The organism is Paeniglutamicibacter kerguelensis (assembly GCF_017876535.1).
Lineage (GTDB): Bacteria > Actinomycetota > Actinomycetes > Actinomycetales > Micrococcaceae > Paeniglutamicibacter > Paeniglutamicibacter kerguelensis.
The window spans coordinates 307943-328540 of the sequence record NZ_JAGIOF010000004.1 but is presented as its reverse complement, the minus strand read 5'-3'; the positions used below and the strand labels follow the sequence as shown (position 1 = coordinate 328540).

Genomic DNA, 20598 nt, shown 5'->3' with positions numbered 1-20598 from the left:
GTCCGGACTTGGGGTTTGGGCGGAACTAGGCGGGCTGGATGGGACCGGTCCGCTAGAACAGTGCTTGTTGAGTGTTTGCCGCGCCCCTTGGGGTAATTGGGGTATAAATCGTGTTCGCCAAATCTGGGGATCAAGCCACACGTAGACAAAGGGACCGCCGCGATTCGCGGCGAAGCTCACTCTTGGGCACCATGTGGAGGAACGGCATTGTCCGTTCGACCGTGGGCGCCACCGCAACGACTGCGCTCGTTGCGACCATGATGTTCGGCGGCGGTGGATTCAATCCCGCCGTCGCGGCCCCGGTCGACAACCAGGACTCCGGCGTTGAGCGGCAGCTGCGCGACGCCGTCGAGGGGCCCGAAACAAGCACCGGTTCGAAGGGCACCAAGACCGGCGCCGAGACGGTAGCACCGGAGTCGAAGCCTGAAGAAACGTCCAAGCAGAACACGGCCAAGTCTTCCGACGAACCGGTCACTTTGGCTGTCCCCCCGACGGCGGGCGAAACGGCTGTCATCAACGTAAAGGTTCGAGCTGTACGAGGGGCAAACGGCACGGCGGCAAAGCCGGCCACAGGCAGCGTCAAGCTCGAGCTGCGCAATGGCACGAGCGCTTCCCCGGATAGCCCCGGTTCCCTGGTGGGCAAGCCCTGGAGTGTCTGTACCGTTGATGCCGATGGCGATTGTTCCTTCACCGTTCCGAAAGACGGACTGAGCAAGAGCTACTGGGTAATCCCCAGTTGGACGTCAGACGCCTACTACATCAATGACACGTTGATCACGGGTAACAACACCAACTCCGGTGATGACCGTTTTGCGCAGACTCCCTACGTGTTCCGCACTCCCCAGCTAAAGGCGAAACAGACGGTCCAGTTGCCTTCAACGGCCGGAATGCCCGCGAAATCAAATGTAGGCAACCCGACTCTGAACAACCCTGCGAGCCGCAATACAGCCAATCGCTGGAAGACGAACGGTTTCTTCCCCGTATCCATCAAGAACCCGCGCTTCCAGCCGACTTGCAAGCCGGGTCTCTCCGTCGCCCTGGTGATCGACCTTTCAACATCCATGACCAGTTCCGGCTCCGCCGGACTCAACGGCGCCAAGAAGGCCGCCAATGCGATGTTCAATGCCTTGGCCTCTTCAGGGTCGAACGCAAACGTCAACCTTTTCACCTTCGGTAACGATGCTCCGGTGACCGGGCAGGGCTCCACAAGAACGAACTCGTTCGTAGCGACGCCCGGCAACATCGATGCTTTCGCGGAAAGGATCAAGGCTCTTTCCGTGAGCGGGACTCAATACACGAACTGGGATGCCGGACTCGATTACGTAGCGAAAAACGCGGCCAAAGCGGACGTTGCCATCGTCTTGACCGACGGTAACCCCACGCGCAGCCGTGCGGGCAGCAACAGCACCTGGACGTATTTCGGACAGATGGAAGAAGCAATATTCTCCGCCAATGCGATCAAGGACAATGGCACGCAAATTCTTGCCTTCGGCGTCGGCAGCGGTATTTCTGACACCGTTGGCGGCAACAATTTGGCTGCCGTTTCGGGACAGAAGCAGTGGACCGGCAAGGGCAAGATTGGCGACTCCGACTACGCGATCACCAGCGACTGGGACCTGGTTTCCCAGCAGCTGGCTGCCATGGCCAACGGGTTGGGTTGCGCCGCGTCGATCGCCGTTGAAAAGACGGTGATCGACGCCGAGGGAAACTCGAGCGTAGGCAATGGCTGGGAGTTCGGTGCCACGAAGACCACGTCCGCTGGAACGTTGTCGCCCACCGAAAAGCAGTCGACGGTCAACGGCAAGGCCACCTGGAACGTTTCCTTCCCGGCACCGGGGGACACCGCGAACATCTCCATCAAGGAGACAGCCAAGCCCGACTGGACCATGAAGAGCGCAAGCTGCACCATCAACAACGACCCCATGAGCGCCGGGGTTGACCTGGCCAAGGGCCAGCTCGACCTCACCGGCATCGGCATCGGTGACGACGTGATTTGCAAGGTTGTCAACCAGATCGAGCCCACCTCGTTGACCGTCCAGAAGACGTGGATGATCAACGGAAAGCCAGCCACGGCCGCCGAGGCAAAGGCCTACGGCGCCAGCGCGGCACCAAAGCTGACCCCTGCGCCGAAGGCCGGGCAGCCGTCCTTCGGGCAAGCCGTCGGTGGATACGCACCCGGCACCAAGGTCAACGTCAACGAAACCTTCACCACCGGCGACCGATGCGTGGCTACGTCCCAGACCATCGCCGTGGGCGACGGGGCATCAGTGCCCCTGACTGACAAGGGCCTGGATGTCGTGCTGGCTCGTGGCGGCAACACCGCCACCATCACCAACAAGATCAACTGCGATGCCACGTTGACCCTCGTCAAGACGGTCGACAACAAGGGCGGCAGCGGCGCCACCGCCACGGACTGGAAGCTCTCCGCCATCAAGGCCGGCGGAACCACCAACCTGGAGAACGTAGCAACCGGAACATCCAAGTCTGTGGTTTCGGGTACCTACAAACTCTCCGAGTCCGCGGGCCCGGCGGGCTACGACCTGACCAACCTCGCCTGTGTCAACGGGTCAACCCCGGTTGCCGGCGTTGACCTGAAGAACCCCACCGTTGCCCTTAACCTTGGCGACAACGTCACCTGTACGTTCACCAATACAAAGACCTCATATCTAGACCTCGTGGTCTCCAAGACCGTGGATGCGTCATTCGACCGCGACTATAACTGGACCATCAACAAGAGCGTCGATCCCTCGCAGAAGACTGTTAATTCCGCGACCGGAAACGTCGAGTTCAACTACGGCGTTGAGGTAAGTGCAGGGAAGCCTGCCGACAGCAACTTCAAGGTTTCCGGTTCCATCACGGTAGAGAACCGAAACGCGATCGCATTCAAGGACGTAGCGCTTTCCGACAACCTGCCGGACGCGGTCTGCGCCATCAAGACCACCACCGGCGCGGCCGTCAGCGGTCCTGTGTTGATTCAACCCGGCACCACGACGTTCAACTACACGTGTGCAATGCCTTCGAAGACCACCGCGGCAACCGCGGGAACCAACGTTGCAACCGCAACATGGAATTCGGGCACCTACTTCGGTACCACGGGCAAGGCCAATGGCTCCAAGGCTTTCGACTTCGCCAAGGTTTCGCCGAAGGTGACCGACGGATCGGTAACCGTCACTGATGACCACTTCGACTTGGCTGGTGTTGAAGGCGGAAACGTCGTCACCGTCGGTCAGGCTCCGAAGAAGTTCGAGTATGCCGCGAACTGGCCGGGTGAAACCGGAAAGTGCATTGACTACAAGAACACTGCGAAGTTCATCTCCACCGATGGCGAAAAGGGCCAGGACAGCGAAACCGTCACGCTTTGTGTCGAGAAGCCGCTGACCCTCGATCTGGACGCCAAGGCTGCCTTCGACAGGGACCACGACTGGAAGATCGAGAAGAAGGCCGACAAGTCTTCCTTCAACGTCGACGGTGACGGAAACATCACCGCCGGCTACAAGGTCACTGCCACCGAGGCCGGCCACGCCGATTCGAATTGGAAGCTCGGTGGAACGATCACCGTGAAGAACCCCAACTCCTTCGGTGAGATCACCGCAAGGATCGGCAAGACCCTGAGCCTTAAGGGAGTGGCCTGCACGATCAAGGGAACGGACGCCGACAAGGCCGAAGGCTTCCAGGTCCTGGTTCCTGCCGGTGCGAGCCAGGTCCTCGACTACGACTGCGACGTGGCATCGGGTGTTGACGAGGCAGACTACAAGAACCAGACCAACGTGGCCACCGCCACCTGGGGCAACGGCCGCACCGCAAGCAGCCCGGTGAAGTCGTTTGGCTTCGCGCTGGCCGCCGAGACCGACACCGAGATCACCGTGACCGATGACAAGTACACGGACAACAACCACGTGCTTGGCACGGTGAAGCTGGCAGAATCGCCCAAGGTCTTCTCCTACGACGTTGAGTGGGAAGGAACCGCAGGCAAATGCACCACCTTCACCAACACCGCAACGATCGACGGTGACACCAACCACCCGGCGGGCAACGAATCCTCGGCCGCCATCGACGTCTGCGTCGAAAAGGGCTTGACCGCGGTCAAGACCGTTGATGCGGGCTTCACCCGCGACTACGACTGGAAGATCGCCAAGGAAGCTGAAAAGACTTCCTTCACCGTCGATGAAAACGGCAAGGCAATTGCCAACTACACGGTGAGCGCCACGCAGGAAGGCCACAACGACCGGGACTGGACCATGTCCGGCTCGATCGACGTGTTCAACCCGAACCAGCAGGGAGAGATGAAGGTCGGCGTTGCCGACGTAGCCGGCATCCCCGGCGCAGTGTGCACCGTGGCCGGCGACGGACAGGACGTAACCGTTCCGGCGGCCACGGTGGTTGACGGCAAGGTCCTTCCGGGCAAGGCCACCGTCGCCTACGACTGCGAACTGCCGGACGGCGTCGACGCCTCGAACTACGAGGGCAAGAAGAACACAGCCACCATCACGTGGACCGGGGTGGAGGGCAAGCCGCGCACCGCGGACTTCGCCGCCGACATCGAGTTCACGCAGGCCAAGGGCATCGACGACACCGTAACGATCGTCGATGACAAGACGGTTCCGGGCGACGCCAAGGTGCTCGGCACCGCCACCCGCGGCGAAATCCCCACCGAGTTCACCTACCCGGTCGAGCTCCAGGGTGTCGCCGGCAAGTGCACCACCTTCACCAACACCGCAGTGCTTCAGGAAGAGGCTGGCGCCGATGACAACAACACGGCAACCGCCGACGTCGAGGTCTGCGCCAAGGCCGGCCTGGGAATTTCCAAGACCGCCGAGGCGTCCTTCGACCGCGAATACCTGTGGAAGCTGGCCAAGAAGGCCAACGACCCCACCACGGTCGGGATCGGCCTGGACGGCGAAGCCGCATTCGACTACACGGTCACCGCGACCCCCAACGGCTACAAGGACTCCAACCACGCGTTGGCCGGCGGCATCACGCTGACCAACCCGAACGAGTTCGCTGACGGCGGCATCACCGCCACCGTCACCGACAGCATCGACATCAAGGGGACCACCTGCGACATCGACGCCAAGGACAGCGACCCGGACACCGAGGGCCTGCAGGTCATGGTTCCGGCAGGCTCCGTTGGAGACGAGGCAGTTGTCCTGCCCTACACCTGCACCGGTGTCCCCGAAAACGAGGACTACGAGGGTGTAAACACGGCGACGGCCAGCTGGAAGAACGTTGCCGGCACCACGGTCGACGCAACGGCAACCGCCGCAGTCACGTACGAACAGCAGGGTTCGAAGAACCACGAAGTCCGGGTCCTCGACGACAAGGCCGGAACGGTTGAAGACCCCGAGCTCTTGGGCACCGCCACCTGGAACGCGGAGCGCACCCCCACCGAGTTCACCTACTCGTTGACGTTCAAGAACGACGACGAATTGGCGGCCGACGGAACTTGCAAGGCCTACACCAACACCGCGACGATTCCGGATGCCAAGAAGTCGGCCTCCGAGACCGTCAAGGTCTGCATCCAGGTCGGTGCCCCCACGGTTGAAAAGACCGTCACGGGAACCTCGCAGGGTGCCGACGGCAGCTGGAACATCACCTACAACGTCGTGGTGACGGGCGATGCCTCGCTGCTGGGCCGATACTCCCTGGAAGACACACTGCGCTTCGGCGAAGGAATCAAGGTCAACTCCGCCGCGTGGACCGGACCGGTCAACGGGCACTGGGACGAATTGGATGGTGGATCCCCGAATTACACCGAGGAGCTGGCATCCAACCAGCTGATCGGCGCCATGGCCGTTGACACCTACACCGTGAGTGTCAATGCGACGGTTGCCGCGGATGTCATTGGCTCGGGAGCGGGCAACTGCAAACTGGCCGAGGGCGAGGACGGGACCGGGTTCCTGAACTCGGCGACCATCGCCGCCAACGGCAAGAAGACCGACGTCGAAGCATGCGCCACCCCGGTTGCGCCTGAATTCGACAAGCGGGCCAAGGAATTGGTGCAGCACACCGACGCCGACGGAAACTGGGACGGCACCTGGGACGCAAGCTACGACCTGGTCGTCACCAACCCGGGCACCAAGGGCCAGGCCATGAACTACTCGCTGACCGACACCCCGCAGTTCGCCGCGGGCGTGGTGATCAACGACCGCGTTGTCACTTCCGAAACCGGAACGGCCAACACCGGCTGGAACGGCAAGGATTCGCAGACCGACAAGGTCGCCAACCAGGTGGCACTGGAGGCCGGGACAAAGCACACCTACTCGGTGACGGTCAACGTGTCATTCGGCGCCGACATCGCCAAGGGCGAGCGCGTGTGCGCTGCCGACGGAACCGAAGGCGGCAAGGGCCTGCTGAACTCGGGCACGCTGACAAGCGGCAACGAGTCCATCACCGACCAGGCGTGCCTGGATATCCCGGCGCCCGAGGCCAACGTCGTCAAGACGGCAACCGGCGCCACGGAGAACCCGGACGGCACCTGGGCTATCGGCTACACCGTCGTGGTGAACAACAACTCGGACGTGGCAACCCGCTACGACCTCACCGACACCCTGCGCTTCGGCAAGGGCCTGAACGTCACCGGGGCTTCCTGGGAGCTGAAGGGCACCGAGACGAAGGGTGCCTGGGAAACCCCGGGCACCGAGAAGTCCGAGGCCATGGCGGAGGGGCGCGCCCTTGAGGCACGCTCCAGCGAGACCTACACGGTCACCGTGAACGTCACCCCGGAGGACGGCGCCATCGGTTCGGCCGCCGCCACCTGCGAGACCGAGGTAACCCCTCACGACCGCGGATTCCTCAACGAGGCAACGCTGAAGCACAACGGTTCAACCACCGCGTCGCGCGACTGCACGACCCCGGTCAAGAACCCGCGCAGCTACTCGATGGTGAAGACCTCCGACCCGGCCAGCGGAGAAACCGTGTGGCCCGGCGAGGAGATCAACTACACCGTCACGGTGAAGAACACCGGCGAGTTTGTCTACACTGGCGCCGTGGTCACCGATGAGATGTCCGGCTGGCAGCAGTCCGCGACCCTCAAGGAGGGAAGCCTGAAGGCCTCCGGCGGCGAGACCGCCATCGAGGGCAGCAAGCTGGTCTGGACCGTGGGCGACCTGGCCGTCGGCGAGAGCAAGACCCTCACCTACACCATCACCGTCAACGCCGAGGCCTGGGACCGGATCCTGGTGAATGTGGCCAGCGGCAACGGTGACGTGCCGCCGTCGGTCACCACGCACCCGACCCCGGAGTACCACAAGCTGCCGGAACCGCCGGTTGTCATCGAGCCGCCTGTGGTGGTTCCGCCGGTCGTCGAGCCTCCCATAGTGGTTCCGCCAGTGGTGGAAGAGCCGGCACCGGAGCTGCCGGGCCAGGAAGTCGAGATCCCGGAGACGCCGGGTACGGCGACCGAGGATCCGAGGCTTCCGGGCACGGAGACACAGGTTCCGCCACGCAAGCCGGTGGTGCCGCTGGCCGAGACCGGCGCCTCCAACGCCACGCTGTGGATCGTTGGCAGCGGTGCGCTGGCCATGCTCCTCGGGGCTGGCCTCATGGTTGTCGCCCGTCGACGCAAGGCCGGGGGGAACTAACCACCAACAAAGCCCGTCCGCGGCCGGCCGCCCCTTAGATCTTGGCCGCGGACTTCCGCCCAACCGGCATGAGCCTCACCCCCTCGAGGCGCATGCCGGTTGTTGGTTTAACACCCGGGCCCGGTGCGCTGCTTCGGCACGTGGTTTTGGTGTTTGGAGCCCGATCGCGTGGCTAGGATGGAAACGTGGAATACGAACTGTGGCGCACCCTTTGCCTGGACATGCCGGGGGCCTATGAGGACTTCCCCTTCGGCGAGGAAGCGGCGGTTTACAAGGTCGCGGGCAGGGACCGTTCCAAGTCCAAGATGTTCGGGCTGCTCATGCTTCGGTCCGGTGTCGTGTCGTTGAACCTCAAGTGCGACCCCGCGCTTGCCGAGCAGTTGCGCGCCGCAAACCCGCAGATCAACCCGGGTTACCACATGAACAAAAAGCACTGGAACACCGTGACCCCGGGACTGGACGCGGAGATGATGCGCGACTTGATCGAGGACTCATACGACCTGGTGGTCGCCTCGCTGCCGCGAACCGAACGCGAGGCGCTGGGCTGGAAGGGGCTCGTCGAGCGCGGATAGCGCGGGATCGGTAGGCTTGGGTCATGTACTTCATCGTCGTGAAATTCAAGACCAAGCCCGAATACACCGAGCAGTTCATCGAACTGACTACCCCGTTCACCCAGGCCACCCGCGCCGAGGCCGGAAACCTCTGGTTCGACTGGTCCCGCAGTGTCGAGGATCCCAGCGAGTTTGTCCTCGTCGAGGCGTTCCTGGACGACGACGCGGCCGGAACCCACGTGAACTCCGACCACTTCAAGGCCGGGCTGGAAGCCATGCGCCCCGCACTCGTGTCCACCCCGAAGATCGTCTCCCGCAAGGTCGAGGGTGATTCCTGGGGCGACATGGGCGAACTGCAGATCGACTAGCAGCCGGCATGTTCGAGCCACTCCGGCACAAGCTGCACCAGACCTTTTCCGCCCAGGAAACCTACGATCCCGTCTGGGAGCGTGAGCTGGACCGCGGCGATGACGCCGGCTACTTTGCCCACGATTCGGCGGTCTGGGTGGTCCATGGCGGCATGAGCCCCATGGCTGCGGGCATCCGTGCCCTGCTGACCCAGGCGCTGCACCCCGGGGCGCTGGCCGGAGTGGCCGAACACTCGAACTACCAAAGCGATCCGCTGGCCAGGTTGGCCGGCACCATCCGCTGGATCTTCACGCTCACCTACGGCGACACCCAGGCCGCGCGGGCCGCCTGCCGGTGGGTGCAGCGGCGGCACGTCCCGGTGGCCGGCAGCTACACCTCCGGTGCGGGCGACGAGAAAAGCTATTCGGCCAACGACCCGGATCTGGCCGCCTGGGTCCACATCGCCTTTGCCGACGCGTTCCTGCGCAGCCACGAGGCGTTTTCCGGGCCGGTCCCGCAGGGTGCCGATGCGTATGTGCGCGAGTGGGCCGTCGCCGGTGAACTCATGGGCGTGAAAAACCCTCCACGGAGCGAAGCCGAGCTCAAGGCCGCCATCGCCGGGTACGAACAGCGCGGCGAACTTGCCGGCGGACCCCGGGTGGCCGAGGTCGTTTCCTTCCTGACGAACCCGCCGCTGGACCCGCTGATCCTGCCCGGCTACAAGCTGCTTTTTGCCGCGGTGGTCGGCACCCTGCCCGAAAGCCACCGCAGGATGCTGGGGCTCGAACGCGCCGCGATCGGCCCCGTCCCGCTGCCCAGCCGTTTGGGCGGCAAGGCTGCCCTGGGACTCGCGGGCATCACGCTGGCCAAGAAGGGGCCCGCCGAGCTTGCCGCACGGCGTCGCCTGTTCAGGCTGGGTGTGCTCAACGACCTGAGCTATCCCGAACCCGGCATGACCGAACACGACGAGGTGCCCGGGGGCTACGGCCTCCTGCAGCTGCGCGAACGGGTGGGGGAAGGCCAAGCCGCCTTCGACGCGCTTGCCGAAGGCTTGCTGACCTGGGAACTGCATAGGCGTTCGGGCCTGCGCACGCGGCCCGACACCCCGCGTGTCCAGCTCGGTAGCCGCGTCGAGTTGGGCTTCGGATTCGGTCCGGCACGCATCACCGCACCCTGCCGCGTGGTGCGGCTGATCGAGGAGGTCAGCCGATCCGGCTTTGCCTATGGAACGCTGGCCGGGCACCCCGAAACGGGGGAGGAGTCCTTTGCCGCGGTGCTGGGCCAGGACGGATCGGTGTACCTGGAAATCAGGGCCGTCTCCAAGCACTCCAACCGGTTCTACCGGCTGGTCTCCCCGGCGGCGGAAGCCGCCCAACGGTTCGCCACCAAGCACTACGTCGAGGCGGCGCGCCGGATCGCTGGATCCAGGCCTTGATCCACGGCTAGCGGCACGTGTTGACCGGTGCCTTGCCGTCGAGCCGGTCGTTGGCCCACCGGACCAGCTCCGGGATCAGTGGCGAATCGTCTTCCACCAACGGCATGTGGTCCCTACCTTCGTATTCGCGGTATTCCATGTGCTGCCCGGCGGCACAGCGTTCGGCAACCCAACCGCGCTGCATCCCGGGAAGCACCAGCTGGTCGTCCAGCCCCTGGCCCACAAAGAGCGGGTAGTTGATGTTTTGGTTCACCGAGTTTTCCCGGAGCTTCCCGCCCAGCGGGCCGTTCAAGGCGGAGTCGGGAATCACCGCGTCGAATAGCTGGGTGCCGCCGATGACCGCGGCCAGTGCATCGCGCCCGTCGAAGCAGAGCTCGCCGATGCGCTGGGCGGATCTGGCGTAGCCCGGCGTGATCTGGCTTTCCACGTTGAGCTCCGGGAAGACGTCGTTCCACGACTCGGCGATGTAGGAGGAGACCACCTTGCCGGCGGCCGCGTCCTTCACCCCGAGCGCCAGGTCCACCAGGTTGGTGGCGGGCGCCAGCGCCGCCACGCCAAGGACCTTGATCTCCGGGGCGTAGTCCTTGGCGATGGCCGCGCTCCACAACGCCCCGTGGCCGCCCTGGGAATGGCCCCAGATGAGGGTGTCGTCGCGCAATGAGAATTCCTCGAGCTGGCTGGCCGCGCGAAACGCATCCAGGACGTTCCTGGCCTCGGCCTGGCCCACCAGGTAGGGGTGCGGCCCCTTGGTGCCCAGCCCGACGTAGTCGGTCATGACCCCGGCCCAGCCCTGGCCGATGAGCTCGCGCAGGGCTGCGGCGGGTCCGTCGGAATACGGCACGGAGGACAACGACGGTGCGCAACCCGGAACGATGCCCTTGGTGCCGTGGGCCATGGATACCACCGGAAGTGCCTCTGTTCCGTGATTGGCGGGCACCACCACGGAACCGGAAGCCACCGCGGGGGAACCGTCGGGATGGGTGGTGGTGTAGAGGATCCGCCAAGCGGCTGCATTCTCCGGCACGCCCTGGGACAACGGCTCGACGCGCAGCAGCTGGCCCGGTCCGGCCGGAATGTCGGTGGGCGGGGTGTAGAACGCATCTGGAACCTGGCGTGGATCGCCGGCGTGGATCAAGGGGGTCACCAGGACCATCACAACCGCCGCAAGCAGGGCCACCGCGGAACCGGCGACCTTGCCGAATCCGGCCAGCCTGCGCTTGGCCGGGGTGGACGGATTTTTCCTGCCCCGGGCAAAGAAGTCAATGATCAAGCGCAGGCCAGTGAAGACCAGCCAGCCGCCGAAGAACACCCCGAAGGCCCATACCGTCAGCTTGGGCCAGACCAGCACCAAGGTGCCGGTGGCGATCGAGGCCAGCCCGCCGAGCAAGGAATAGGTTCGGTTGGTGTTCGAGGACCTGAATAGCGAGACCAGAGAGGCCACCCCGGAGAGAAGCAGGAGCAGCGCGACGGCCAGGGCCAACACGGGAAGGGTGGCTCCGCGCCAAACCATTGCGGCGATGCCCATTCCTGCGAGGAGAGTGCCGCTGATGCCGGTGATCCACCGGACTACCGAGCCGTGGTCGGAGCCGTGATCCGCATCCTCGCCGAACGCCTCGATGATCCGGGCGATTCCCACGGCGACCAGCCCCACGGACACCGCGAGCACGAACGCCTGGATCGAAGCCGAAGAGTTCAGCGCCAGGACGGCGCCAAGAACCACCATGGCCAAGCCCAGGAAAGGGCGTACCCACAATGGGATCTTCTTCATGGCTTCGAACATGCATGCTCCCTTGTTCTGCAGGCGTTTCGCCTACACAAGTAAACATTCTGCCGTATGCCCTGCCGTATGCCCTGCCGTAGGTAAGGGCATGCCCCGCGATGAACAGGAACGTCGGCATGGTCGAGGCCACCCACGTACCCACGGTGCGCTTAGTGACGGAATTTTCCGTCGGCCCGCATTCCGTTGCGTCGACGGTTGCATGCTGGCGGTTCCCTTGAGCAGGGTTCCAAGGTCGGGTAGCTTGGCCGCAGGACGTGCCAACCCGACGAGGAAGATCAACCCCATGAAGCTGACATTGACGGAGTTCGTGAGCCTTGACGGCGTATCGCAGGGTCCGGGATCCCCGGATGAAGACACCAGTGGCGGCTTCACCCAGGGCGGGTGGCTGGTTCCGCACATGGATGCGGCATTCATCGACCAGGCGGCGCAGTGGCTGGGTCAGGCCGATGGACTTCTGCTCGGCCGCCGCACCTATGAGGCCTTTGCGCGTGACTGGCCGCAGATCACCGATGCCGACGATCCCTTCACCGCGCTGATGAACAGTCTTCCGAAGTATGTCGCCTCACACACCCTGGAGCGGGGCAGCTGGAACCCGACCACCATTTTGTCCGGGGATGTTGCCGCGCAGGTCGCGGAACTCAAGTCGAGGCCCGGCCGGGAACTCCAGATCCATGGAAGTGCCAGGCTCGCCGGATCGTTGCTGGCCGCGGGGTTGATCGACGAGATGAGGCTCGTCGTTGCGCCCGTCGTCTTGGGCCACGGCCGCCGGTTGTTCCCGGAGGGTGGATCCGCCGCCGGGCTGCGACTGACGGGCAGCACCACCACCCCGGGCGGGCTCGCCCTGCTGACCTATGAGCGGACCGGGGACGCCAGCTACGCAACCTACACGGGCGTGTCCGACGTCCGCTGAGCCGGTTTCGCACGGCCACCTGAACCGTTAACGAAAGCGGGGCCCGGAAGGAAAATCCTTCCGGGCCCCGATTTCTTAGACGTGCTTAGCCGAAGTACTTCGGCAGGGTTGCCTCGTGCGCTTCGCGCAGCTCGGCGAGGTCCAGGTCGAACTGACCCTGGATTTCCAGCGAGGTGGCCGCGGCGTCAACGACACCGAGGCGGACCACGGGGAAGTTGCGTGCGGTGGCCATGTCGTTGAAGCGAACCTCTTCGGAGCGCGGGACCGCAACGATGGCGCGGGCCTGCGACTCGGAGAACAGTGCGGTGAAGGCGTCGAGGCCGTCACGTGCGCACAGGTCGTCCAGGGCCACTCGGGCGCCGACGTTGTAGCGCAGGGCCATTTCGGCCAGTGCCGCGCCGATGCCGCCCTCGGAGATGTCGTGGGCTGAGTCGATCATGCCATCGCGCGAGGCGTTGATCAGGATCGCACCCAGGGTCTTCTCCGCTGCGAGGTCGACCTTCGGCGGCAGGCCGCCGAGGTGTCCGCGGATGTTCGCGAATTCCGAACCGTCGAGCTCGTCGAACGTGGTGCCCAGCAGGTAGATGGCCTGGCCATCTGCATCCGCGCGCCATCCCGAAGGGGTGCGGCGGGCCACGTCGTCCAGCTTGCCGAGCATCGCGACCACGGGGGTCGGGTGGATCGGGGTGTCGCCGGTCTGGTTGTACAGGGACACGTTGCCGCCGGTGACCGGGACGCCGAGTTCCATGCAGGCGTCGGAGAGGCCGCGAATGGCCTCCGCCAGCTGCCACATGACATCGGAATCCTCGGGGGAGCCGAAGTTCAGGCAGTCGGAGACGGCCATCGGCACGGCGCCGGAGGTGGCGACGTTGCGGTAGGCCTCGGAGAGGGCCAGCTGCGCGCCGTGGTACGGATCCAGGAAGGTGTAGCGGCCGTTGGCGTCGGTGGCCAGGGCAACGCCCAGGCCGGTCTTCTCGTCAACGCGGATCACGCCGGCGTCGTCCGGGGCTGCCAGGGCGGTGTTGCCGCCCACGTAGCGGTCGTACTGGTTGGTGATCCAGGACTTGTCGCACATGTTCGGGGAAGCCATCAGCTCAACCAGGGCGGCCTTCAGCTCTTCGCCGGTGGCCGGCAGGTTGGCGCCGGCCTCCGAGGACTTGAAGGTGTCCGCCTGCAGGGCGTCCTGCCATTCCGGGCGGGCGTACGGACGGTCGTAGAGCGGGCCGTCGTGTGCCACGGTGCGCGGGTCGACGTCGACGATGACTTCGCCGTCCCACTTAATGATCAGGCGGCCGGTGTCGGTGACCTCGCCCAGCCAGGAGTACTCCACGGCCCACTTGTCCATGGTCGCCTCGAAGGCTTCGATGTTCTCCGGGGAGACAACGGCCATCATGCGTTCCTGGGACTCGGACATCAGGATCTCGCCCGGGGTCAGCGAGGGATCGCGCAGCAGGACGGAGGTCAGTTCGACCTCCATGCCGCCGTCGCCGTTGGAGGCAAGCTCCGAGGTGGCGCAGGAGATGCCGGCGGCTCCGAGGTCCTGGATGCCCTCGACGAGGGAACCCTTGAACAGCTCGAGGCAGCACTCGATGAGCACCTTTTCCGCGAACGGGTCGCCCACCTGGACGGCCGGGCGCTTGGAGGGCTTGGTGTCGTCGAAGGTCTCCGAGGACAGGATGGAGGCGCCGCCGATGCCGTCGCCGCCGGTGCGTGCGCCGAAGAGCACGACCTTGTTGCCCTTGCCCGACGCGTTGGCCAGGCGGATGTCCTCGTGGCGCATGACGCCAACTGCAAGCGCGTTCACCAGCGGGTTGCCTTGGTAGACGGAGTCGAAGACCATTTCGCCGCCGATGTTCGGCAGGCCCAGCGAGTTGCCGTAGCCGCCGATGCCGGCGACGGCACCGTGGATGACGCGTGCGGTGTCCGGGTGGTCGATCGCGCCGAAGCGCAACGGGTCCATCACGGCGACCGGGCGGGCGCCCATGGAGATGATGTCGCGCACGATGCCGCCGATGCCGGTGGCCGCACCCTGGTACGGTTCGATCATCGTGGGGGAGTTGTGCGATTCGATCTTGAAGGTCACGGCCCAGCCGTCGCCCAGGTTGGTCACGCCGGCGTTTTCGCCGATGCCAACGAGCATGTCCTTCTTCATTTCCTCGGTCACCTTGTCGCCGAACTGGCGCAGGTGGTTCTTCGAGGACTTGTAGGAGCAGTGCTCGGACCACATGACCGAGTACATGGCGAGTTCCGCCGCGGTCGGGCGGCGGCCCAGGACCTTGACGACCTCTTCGAATTCGTTCTGCTTCAGGCCGAGCTCGGCCCACGGAAGTTCGGTGTCGGGAGTCGCGGCGGCATTGGCCACGGTGTCCATGTTGAACTTCTTCTGCTCTTCGACGCTCACTTCTGGCCTCCAACAAGGTGGGTCAGGACGGAGGTGAAGAACCCAAGTCCGTCGGTTCCGGTGTGGTCGGGGCCGAATCCGGCCTCCACTGCGTGCTCCGGGTGCGGCATGAGGCCCACCACGTTGCCCGCGGCATTGGTGATGCCGGCGATGTTGCGGCGGGAACCGTTCGGGTTCCAGCCGACGTAGCTGAAGGCCACGCGGCCCTCGGCCTCGAGGGCGTCAAGGGTCTTCTCGTCGGCGACGTACTGGCCGTCCTGGTTCTTCAGCACGATGGTGATTTCCTCACCCTTGGCGTACTGGTTGGTCCAGGCGGTGGTGTTGTTTTCCACACGCAGGACCTGGTCGCGGCAGAGGAACTTCAGGTGGTCGTTCTTCACCATGGAGCCCGGCAGCAGGTGCGATTCGGTCAGGATCTGGAAGCCGTTGCAAATGCCCAGAACGGGCAGCTTGGCATCGGAGTTCGCGGCGTCGATGATGTTGCCCATCATCGGTGCGAAGCGGGCGATGGCGCCGGCGCGCAGGTAGTCCCCGTAGGAGAAGCCACCCGGGATGACGACTGCGTCGACGTTCTGCAGGTCGTGGTCGGCGTGCCACAGGGACACGGCCTCGGCCCCGGTCAACCGGATGGCGCGAGCTGCGTCGCGGTCATCGAGGGTTCCGGGGAACGTGACGACGCCGATGCGGGCGCCGTTCAGCTCGGTGCTCGGCGTCGAGTAGTCGCCGATCAAGGGGAGTTCGGTTGCACTCATTAGTCTGCGACAACCTCGACGTTGACAACGTCTTCGATGACCGGGTTCGAGAGGAGGGTTTCGGCCGCGGTGCGGGCCTGTGCCAAGATTTCCTCGGTCACCTCGCCGTCGACGGTCAGTTCGAACCGCTTGCCCTGACGGACTTCGCTAAAGGCGGTGAAACCAAGACGGGGCAGTGCTCCGACGATGGCCTTGCCCTGCGGGTCAAGAATCTCGGGCTTGGGCATAACATCAACAACGATCCGGGGCATCCGGGTTCTCCTGTGCGCGAAGGGTGGTTATACGCTTGCGGAGGTGCCGTCTCACGCCAAGGTGTCGGCGCTCCGCGAGCTTGCTCACCAAGTCTACCGGCAAGCCTTGGGTCCGCTGATTCGGGGCGTCAACCCGGTGATGTTTCCCTGTGATAGCTACCGGTGGGTATCTGCGGATCGGCGTGCGCTTAAGCTGTTTAAATGGATAAAGATGAACGCTGCCCATGCAATACAGGGGAAATCTACGGTTCCTGCTGTGGTCGATTTCACACCGGCTATTCCGATCCGCAGGCACCGGCGTGGCCCGCAACTGCAGTTGAGTTGATGCGTTCGCGCTACAGCGCCTTCGCCCTGATGCTTCCCGGCTACCTGCTTGCCACCTGGCATCCGAGCACCCGCCCCACGGAGCTCGATCTTGACGAGACGATCGTGTGGAAGAACCTGGAGATTGTCCGCACCGAGGCCGGTGGCCCCTTCGACCAGACCGGCATCGTCGAGTTTGTCGCACGCTACGGGCTGCTTGGCCAGCGCGAATACCAGCACGAGGTCAGCGAATTCGTGCGCGAGGACGGCCGCTGGTACTACCTGGACGCTGTGGAATAGGACTCATTCGCGAATAATTTGGGTTGTGTACTGGTTGGTACAAATGGAGCAGGTGCTGCTCCGCCCAAAAACTTCCACCACCGAAAGAGGTCGCCACGATGAGTGAACAGACGATGAAAGCCATGGCCTACGCGAGCTACGGAGGCGTCGACAAGCTGGAACAGCTTGAGCTTCCCCGTCCCAAGGTCGGGCCAGGAAGCGTGCTGATCCGCGTCAAGGCTGCGGGCGTGAACCCGGTGGACTGGAAGGTCATGGGCGGTTACCTCGACCCGATCATGGACGTCACCTTCCCCGTCATTCCGGGATGGGACGTTGCGGGCGTGGTGGAAGCCGTCGGCTTCGACACCCCCGAGTTCAAGGTGGGCGACGAGGTCTACGCCTACGGCCGGCGCGACAGCGTGCACTTCGGCTCCTTCGCGGAGTACATGGTGCTTCCCGCCGCCACGGTTGCGCACAAGCCAAACTCCTTGTCATGGGAAGAGGCCGCATCGCTTCCGCTGACCGGCGGCACCGCCCAGCGCACTTTGGACGCGTTGGACCTGAAGCCGGGCCAAACCTTGCTGATTCACAACGGCTCCGGCGGCGTGGGTCAAGCGGCCATCCAGTTGGCGGTCGTTGCGGGCGTACGCGTCCTGGCCACCGGTTCTGAAAAGAACCACGAAACCCTGGCCGCGCTCGGCGCCGAGCCCGTGACCTACGGCGACGGCCTGGTTGAGCGCGTGCGTGCGCTGGCGCCCGAGGGGGTCGACGCCGTCGCGGACTTCCACGGCGGCGCACTCGAATCCACCCTTGCGGTGCTGAAGGATTCCGGAACCCACGCGTCCATCGCCGACGGTTCGGTCATGGGCCACGGCGGCCACTTCATCTGGGTGCGCCCCGACGGCAAGGAACTGGACCGACTCAGCGCACTGGTGGATGACGGCAAGCTCAAGATCAACGTCGTCTCCACGTACCCGATGCAGGAAGCTGCTGCGGCGTTCGGCGAAAGCATGGCGGGACATGCCGGCGGCAAGATCGTGCTGACGGGGTTCACCAACTAGCCTCCACCACTCGGCTTTGCTGCATCGTCCCTAACGGGCGCCGTGCAAGTTGGTTTGATTCGGCCCGGGACCCGCGAAATGTCGCGGGTCCCGGGCCGAACGTTTCTTTGCTGGTTGTTCGGTGATTCATGTTGTTTACAGAAACGGAACCTGCCCTCTGACCGGTTCGCACCTGCTTCGGTGTTCTAGCCGTCGGCGATCAGCACGAACGGGATCTTGCTCTTGCGGCCGGCGCGGATCTTCTGCGGGAAGATGCCGCAGGAAAAGTCGTCCTCAGTGCAGACGCACACCGGATAATTGCCCTACGGTGGTTGAATGCGAGGCATGCTGGGCAAAGGCACGGGGCAGGTGGCGGCAATCGACCGCTTCATTGTCCGCGCCGTCTCGCGGCTGCCGTCCGGTCCGCAGGATACGTTCTTCAGCACCCTCTCCGCGGCAGCCACGAAGGGCAAACTCTGGTTCGCCATCGCCGGCGGCTTCGCCGTGGTTTCCGGCAATCCGCGCAGGGCCGCCGTGCACGGGGTCCTGGCGCTCGGGGTTGCCTCGGTCGTCACCAACCTGATCTTCAAGACCGTGCTTCCCCGGGCCCGGCCCCTACCGGCGGATCTCCCGGTCTTCCGTTTTGTGCATCCGCAGCCCACCAGCTCGTCCCTGCCTTCGGGGCATTCGGCCTCCGCGGCGGCCTTCACGCTGGGTGTCGGGATGGTGTCACCGGCACTGGGTATCGCTCTTGTCCCGGTCGCTGCAGGAGTGGCCTATTCCCGGGTCCATACGGGGGCCCATTGGCCTTCGGATGTGTTGTTGGGCTCCGCTATCGGCGTCGGAGCGGCCATTCTGACGCGGAAGTGGTGGCCTGAGCGGCAGATGGCCCCGCCCGCCTGCCGCGCGTCGGCCGAGGCACCCGCCATCGACGACGGCGAGGGGTTGAGCATCGCGGTCAATGTACTGGGCGGTTCCTACTTGCCAGAGACGGTTGCTCTGATTCGAGAAACCTTCCCCAAAGCGCATATTCACGAAATCAAGGAGGGTGGGGACATCGCCGCCGAGATCCAGGAGGCCGCCGCCCGGACCGGAACCAAGGCCTTGGGTGTGTGGGGCGGCGACGGTACGGTGGGGACCGCCGGCGCGGCCGCTGTCCGGCACTCCCTGCCACTGCTGGTCCTGCCCGGTGGAACGCTTAACCACTTCGCACGTGACGTCGGTGTAGCTACCCTTGGGGAGGCCGCGGCGGCTGCCTCGGCGGGGTCGGCTGTCTCGTCGGATTTCGGGTTTATCTCCGTGGGGCGCGGCATCGAGGGCGCCGACGAAACACTCGAGCTCACCATGCTGAACACGGCAAGCATCGGGGTCTATCCCAACCTGGTCCGGCGCCGCGAACGGCTCCAGCCGGCGCTGGGGAAACCGCTGGCCGGGCTCGTGGCGGGCCTGCGCACCTTCGCCTTGGACTCGCCCACCACACTGAAAATCGACGGAGTGCGGCACAAACTGTGGATCCTGTACCTGGGCCGGGGCCGCTACTACCCGCGTGACATGGCGCCCCTGACGCGGCCGGTGCTCGATGACGGTGTGCTGGACATCCGCATGGTTACCGCCGATGATCCCTTCGCCCGGCTTCGGCTGCTCTGGGCCGTGGTCACGGGAACGGTGGCCTCCGCCAAGGTCACGCACCTAAGCGAGGCGTCCCGGCTCAGCCTCGAGGCGGACGGAGAACCCCTGGTCCTGGCCGTGGACGGCGAACCGTTGACGGGTGTTCGGACGGCGGAGTTCACAGTGCAGCGCGGGAAGCTACGCGTGTACTCGCCCTTGGACGGCGGGAAGAGCTAGGACCCGCAAGCTTGGCGGGCCGTAAACATGGAGCCTCCGACCGTGTGCTTGATTTTCTTGATGTCGGAGGCGGTAGCCTCGCGCCATCCTTGCCCAAGCCGGTCGGTGTCGAACCTCGGATTGGCGGACGTGTCCTTCATCCCCGCCTTGAACTTGGTGTTGTTGCCCCCCGCCTGACTGAGCATGGCGCTTTTGCCGGAGCGGACGCCGTGGAGGCAGACGCCGTCGCTGTTGAGCAACGAATCGAACACCGTCACCTTGCGGCCCTGAACGGAGGTCATGATGACTGAACCCCAGTACGTGTCATATTCCTTGTCGAAGGTGAGGTTGTTGACGTAGGTGCGGTTCTTGACCGCACCTTGCATTTCCTTGGCCGTGCCGACCTCGGACCACGGCAGCAGCACGACGGGGATCCCGCAAGCAGCAGGCCCGATGGAGCGCTTCCCGTAGTGGAACCGGATGCCCTTGGTCGAAACGTCCCAGGCAACTGGTTGTGGGAACTTGCTGGCGGCTGGATCCAGTTGCCTGATGCAGGTGTTTTTGGCGGCCCTGAAATTGTTGGCCACCGCCATCTTGGTGGTGATGTCGTTCAGTGAGACGAAGGCGGACATGCTGACTTTTTTGCCGGTCTTGAGGTCCACCGTGAAGGATCGCGCTTTGCTTGTTGCTGCGGCACCGCACTGGCGTAGCGAGTAGCTCATGGTGACCGAGGCGTAGCGGCCCATGTAGATTCCGGTCCGGCCGGGCCAAGCATCGAAGGCGGCAGTGGCGTCGCCCCGACAGGTGCCCCTGCGTCCGGCATTGAAGGACTTCAGCTCGGCCGCGACGGCTTCGTTCGCGTATTTCGCGACGTTCTTGCGGTTCTTGGCGCTTGAATAGTGCAGAACCGGAAGCTTGACCGTTTGAATCGATTTGTTCGGTTTGTTGGTTCTGGTGGTCTTTTTTGCGCCAACGGCGATCCCTGGCGACTTGGCCCTTGCGGCGGCCACGGAGGCCGGGGCTGTAGCCTGCGGCCGAGCCGCCGGCGGGGCGGCGATTGCTGGTGGTGCCAGAGCCAACGTCGCGAAGACCAAGGCACTTGATGCGAACACGGAGACGATTTTTTTCACGATTCCCCCAAAGC

Annotated in this window: 13 protein-coding genes; 8 read left to right on the top strand and 5 right to left on the bottom strand. The window is 64.5% G+C overall.

What is annotated here, in order from left to right; all coding sequences use genetic code 11:
* Positions 1-221 precede the first annotated feature (221 nt).
* The 4 genes from JOF47_RS20820 (at position 222) to JOF47_RS20805 (ending at position 9914) form a co-directional block, all read left to right on the top strand.
* Entirely contained in the window at positions 222-7580 is a 7359-nt protein-coding gene (locus JOF47_RS20820) for a DUF7927 domain-containing protein (protein WP_210002506.1), read from the top strand.
* Between the two features lie 185 nt (positions 7581-7765).
* Positions 7766-8152 carry an MmcQ/YjbR family DNA-binding protein gene (locus tag JOF47_RS20815; RefSeq protein ID WP_342592886.1) on the top strand — a complete coding sequence of 129 codons (387 nt, stop codon included), beginning with the start codon at positions 7766-7768 and terminating at the stop codon, positions 8150-8152.
* 23 nt (positions 8153-8175) lie between these two features.
* A complete protein-coding gene (locus JOF47_RS20810) occupies positions 8176-8499 on the top strand; it encodes a putative quinol monooxygenase (RefSeq protein WP_210002503.1) in 324 nt (107 codons plus the stop codon).
* 8 nt (positions 8500-8507) lie between these two features.
* Positions 8508-9914: a DUF1990 family protein gene (locus JOF47_RS20805; protein ID WP_210002501.1), complete on the top strand. Its 1407-nt coding sequence runs from the start codon at positions 8508-8510 to the stop codon at positions 9912-9914.
* Between the two features lie 7 nt (positions 9915-9921).
* On the opposite strand, the gene JOF47_RS20800 is transcribed toward JOF47_RS20805, so the two are convergent.
* Positions 9922-11682, bottom strand: coding sequence for a lipase family protein (locus JOF47_RS20800; protein WP_210002499.1), 1761 nt, complete (start codon positions 11680-11682; stop codon positions 9922-9924).
* A 295-nt stretch (positions 11683-11977) separates the two neighbouring features.
* Between JOF47_RS20800 and JOF47_RS20795 the strand changes: the two genes are divergently transcribed.
* Complete coding sequence (locus tag JOF47_RS20795; RefSeq protein WP_210002497.1) at positions 11978-12604, top strand: dihydrofolate reductase family protein; 627 nt, start codon at positions 11978-11980, stop codon at positions 12602-12604.
* An 85-nt stretch (positions 12605-12689) separates the two neighbouring features.
* On the opposite strand, the gene purL is transcribed toward JOF47_RS20795, so the two are convergent.
* From purL to purS, 3 genes are read right to left on the bottom strand one after another with little or no spacing between them, the layout of a single operon-like run.
* A complete protein-coding gene (gene purL, locus JOF47_RS20790; protein ID WP_245357139.1) occupies positions 12690-14975 on the bottom strand; it encodes a phosphoribosylformylglycinamidine synthase subunit PurL in 2286 nt (761 codons plus the stop codon).
* Positions 14976-15001: 26 nt separating this feature from the next.
* Entirely contained in the window at positions 15002-15757 is a 756-nt protein-coding gene (purQ, locus tag JOF47_RS20785; protein ID WP_210002493.1) for a phosphoribosylformylglycinamidine synthase subunit PurQ, read from the bottom strand.
* A complete protein-coding gene (gene purS, locus JOF47_RS20780; RefSeq protein WP_210002491.1) occupies positions 15757-16008 on the bottom strand; it encodes a phosphoribosylformylglycinamidine synthase subunit PurS in 252 nt (83 codons plus the stop codon). The genes purQ and purS overlap by 1 nt, the downstream gene beginning before the upstream one ends.
* Positions 16009-16209: 201 nt before the next feature.
* Here purS and JOF47_RS20775 point away from each other — a divergent pair, with 201 nt between their 5' ends.
* The 3 genes from JOF47_RS20775 to JOF47_RS20765 all read left to right on the top strand — a co-directional run bounded on the left by JOF47_RS20775 (position 16210) and on the right by JOF47_RS20765 (position 19475).
* Entirely contained in the window at positions 16210-16611 is a 402-nt protein-coding gene (locus tag JOF47_RS20775; protein ID WP_210002489.1) for a YchJ family protein, read from the top strand.
* 113 nt (positions 16612-16724) lie between these two features.
* Complete coding sequence (locus JOF47_RS20770; RefSeq protein WP_210002859.1) at positions 16725-17651, top strand: NADP-dependent oxidoreductase; 927 nt, start codon at positions 16725-16727, stop codon at positions 17649-17651.
* Between the two features lie 315 nt (positions 17652-17966).
* Entirely contained in the window at positions 17967-19475 is a 1509-nt protein-coding gene (locus tag JOF47_RS20765; protein ID WP_210002487.1) for a bifunctional phosphatase PAP2/diacylglycerol kinase family protein, read from the top strand.
* Here JOF47_RS20765 and JOF47_RS20760 read toward each other — a convergent pair.
* The gene (locus JOF47_RS20760; protein WP_210002486.1) at positions 19472-20566 is read right to left on the bottom strand and encodes a hypothetical protein; all 1095 of its coding nucleotides are present in this window, start codon (positions 20564-20566) and stop codon (positions 19472-19474) included. The two genes, JOF47_RS20765 and JOF47_RS20760, sit on opposite strands and share 4 nt — an antisense overlap.
* Between the last annotated feature and the right edge of the window lie 32 nt (positions 20567-20598).

Bases quoted from the DNA above. Each gene is read 5' to 3' on its own strand.
- JOF47_RS20810 (WP_210002503.1), top strand. From the start codon at position 8,176: ATGTACTTCATCGTCGTGAAATTCAAGACCAAGCCCGAATACACCGAG.
- JOF47_RS20805 (WP_210002501.1), top strand. From the start codon at position 8,508: ATGTTCGAGCCACTCCGGCACAAGCTGCACCAGACCTTTTCCGCCCAG.
- JOF47_RS20800 (WP_210002499.1), bottom strand. From the start codon at position 11,682: ATGAAGAAGATCCCATTGTGGGTACGCCCTTTCCTGGGCTTGGCCATG.
- JOF47_RS20795 (WP_210002497.1), top strand. From the start codon at position 11,978: ATGAAGCTGACATTGACGGAGTTCGTGAGCCTTGACGGCGTATCGCAG.
- purL (WP_245357139.1), bottom strand. From the start codon at position 14,975: ATGGACACCGTGGCCAATGCCGCCGCGACTCCCGACACCGAACTTCCG.
- purQ (WP_210002493.1), bottom strand. From the start codon at position 15,757: ATGAGTGCAACCGAACTCCCCTTGATCGGCGACTACTCGACGCCGAGC.
- purS (WP_210002491.1), bottom strand. From the start codon at position 16,008: ATGCCCCGGATCGTTGTTGATGTTATGCCCAAGCCCGAGATTCTTGAC.
- JOF47_RS20775 (WP_210002489.1), top strand. From the start codon at position 16,210: ATGGATAAAGATGAACGCTGCCCATGCAATACAGGGGAAATCTACGGT.
- JOF47_RS20770 (WP_210002859.1), top strand. From the start codon at position 16,725: ATGAAAGCCATGGCCTACGCGAGCTACGGAGGCGTCGACAAGCTGGAA.
- JOF47_RS20765 (WP_210002487.1), top strand. From the start codon at position 17,967: ATGCGAGGCATGCTGGGCAAAGGCACGGGGCAGGTGGCGGCAATCGAC.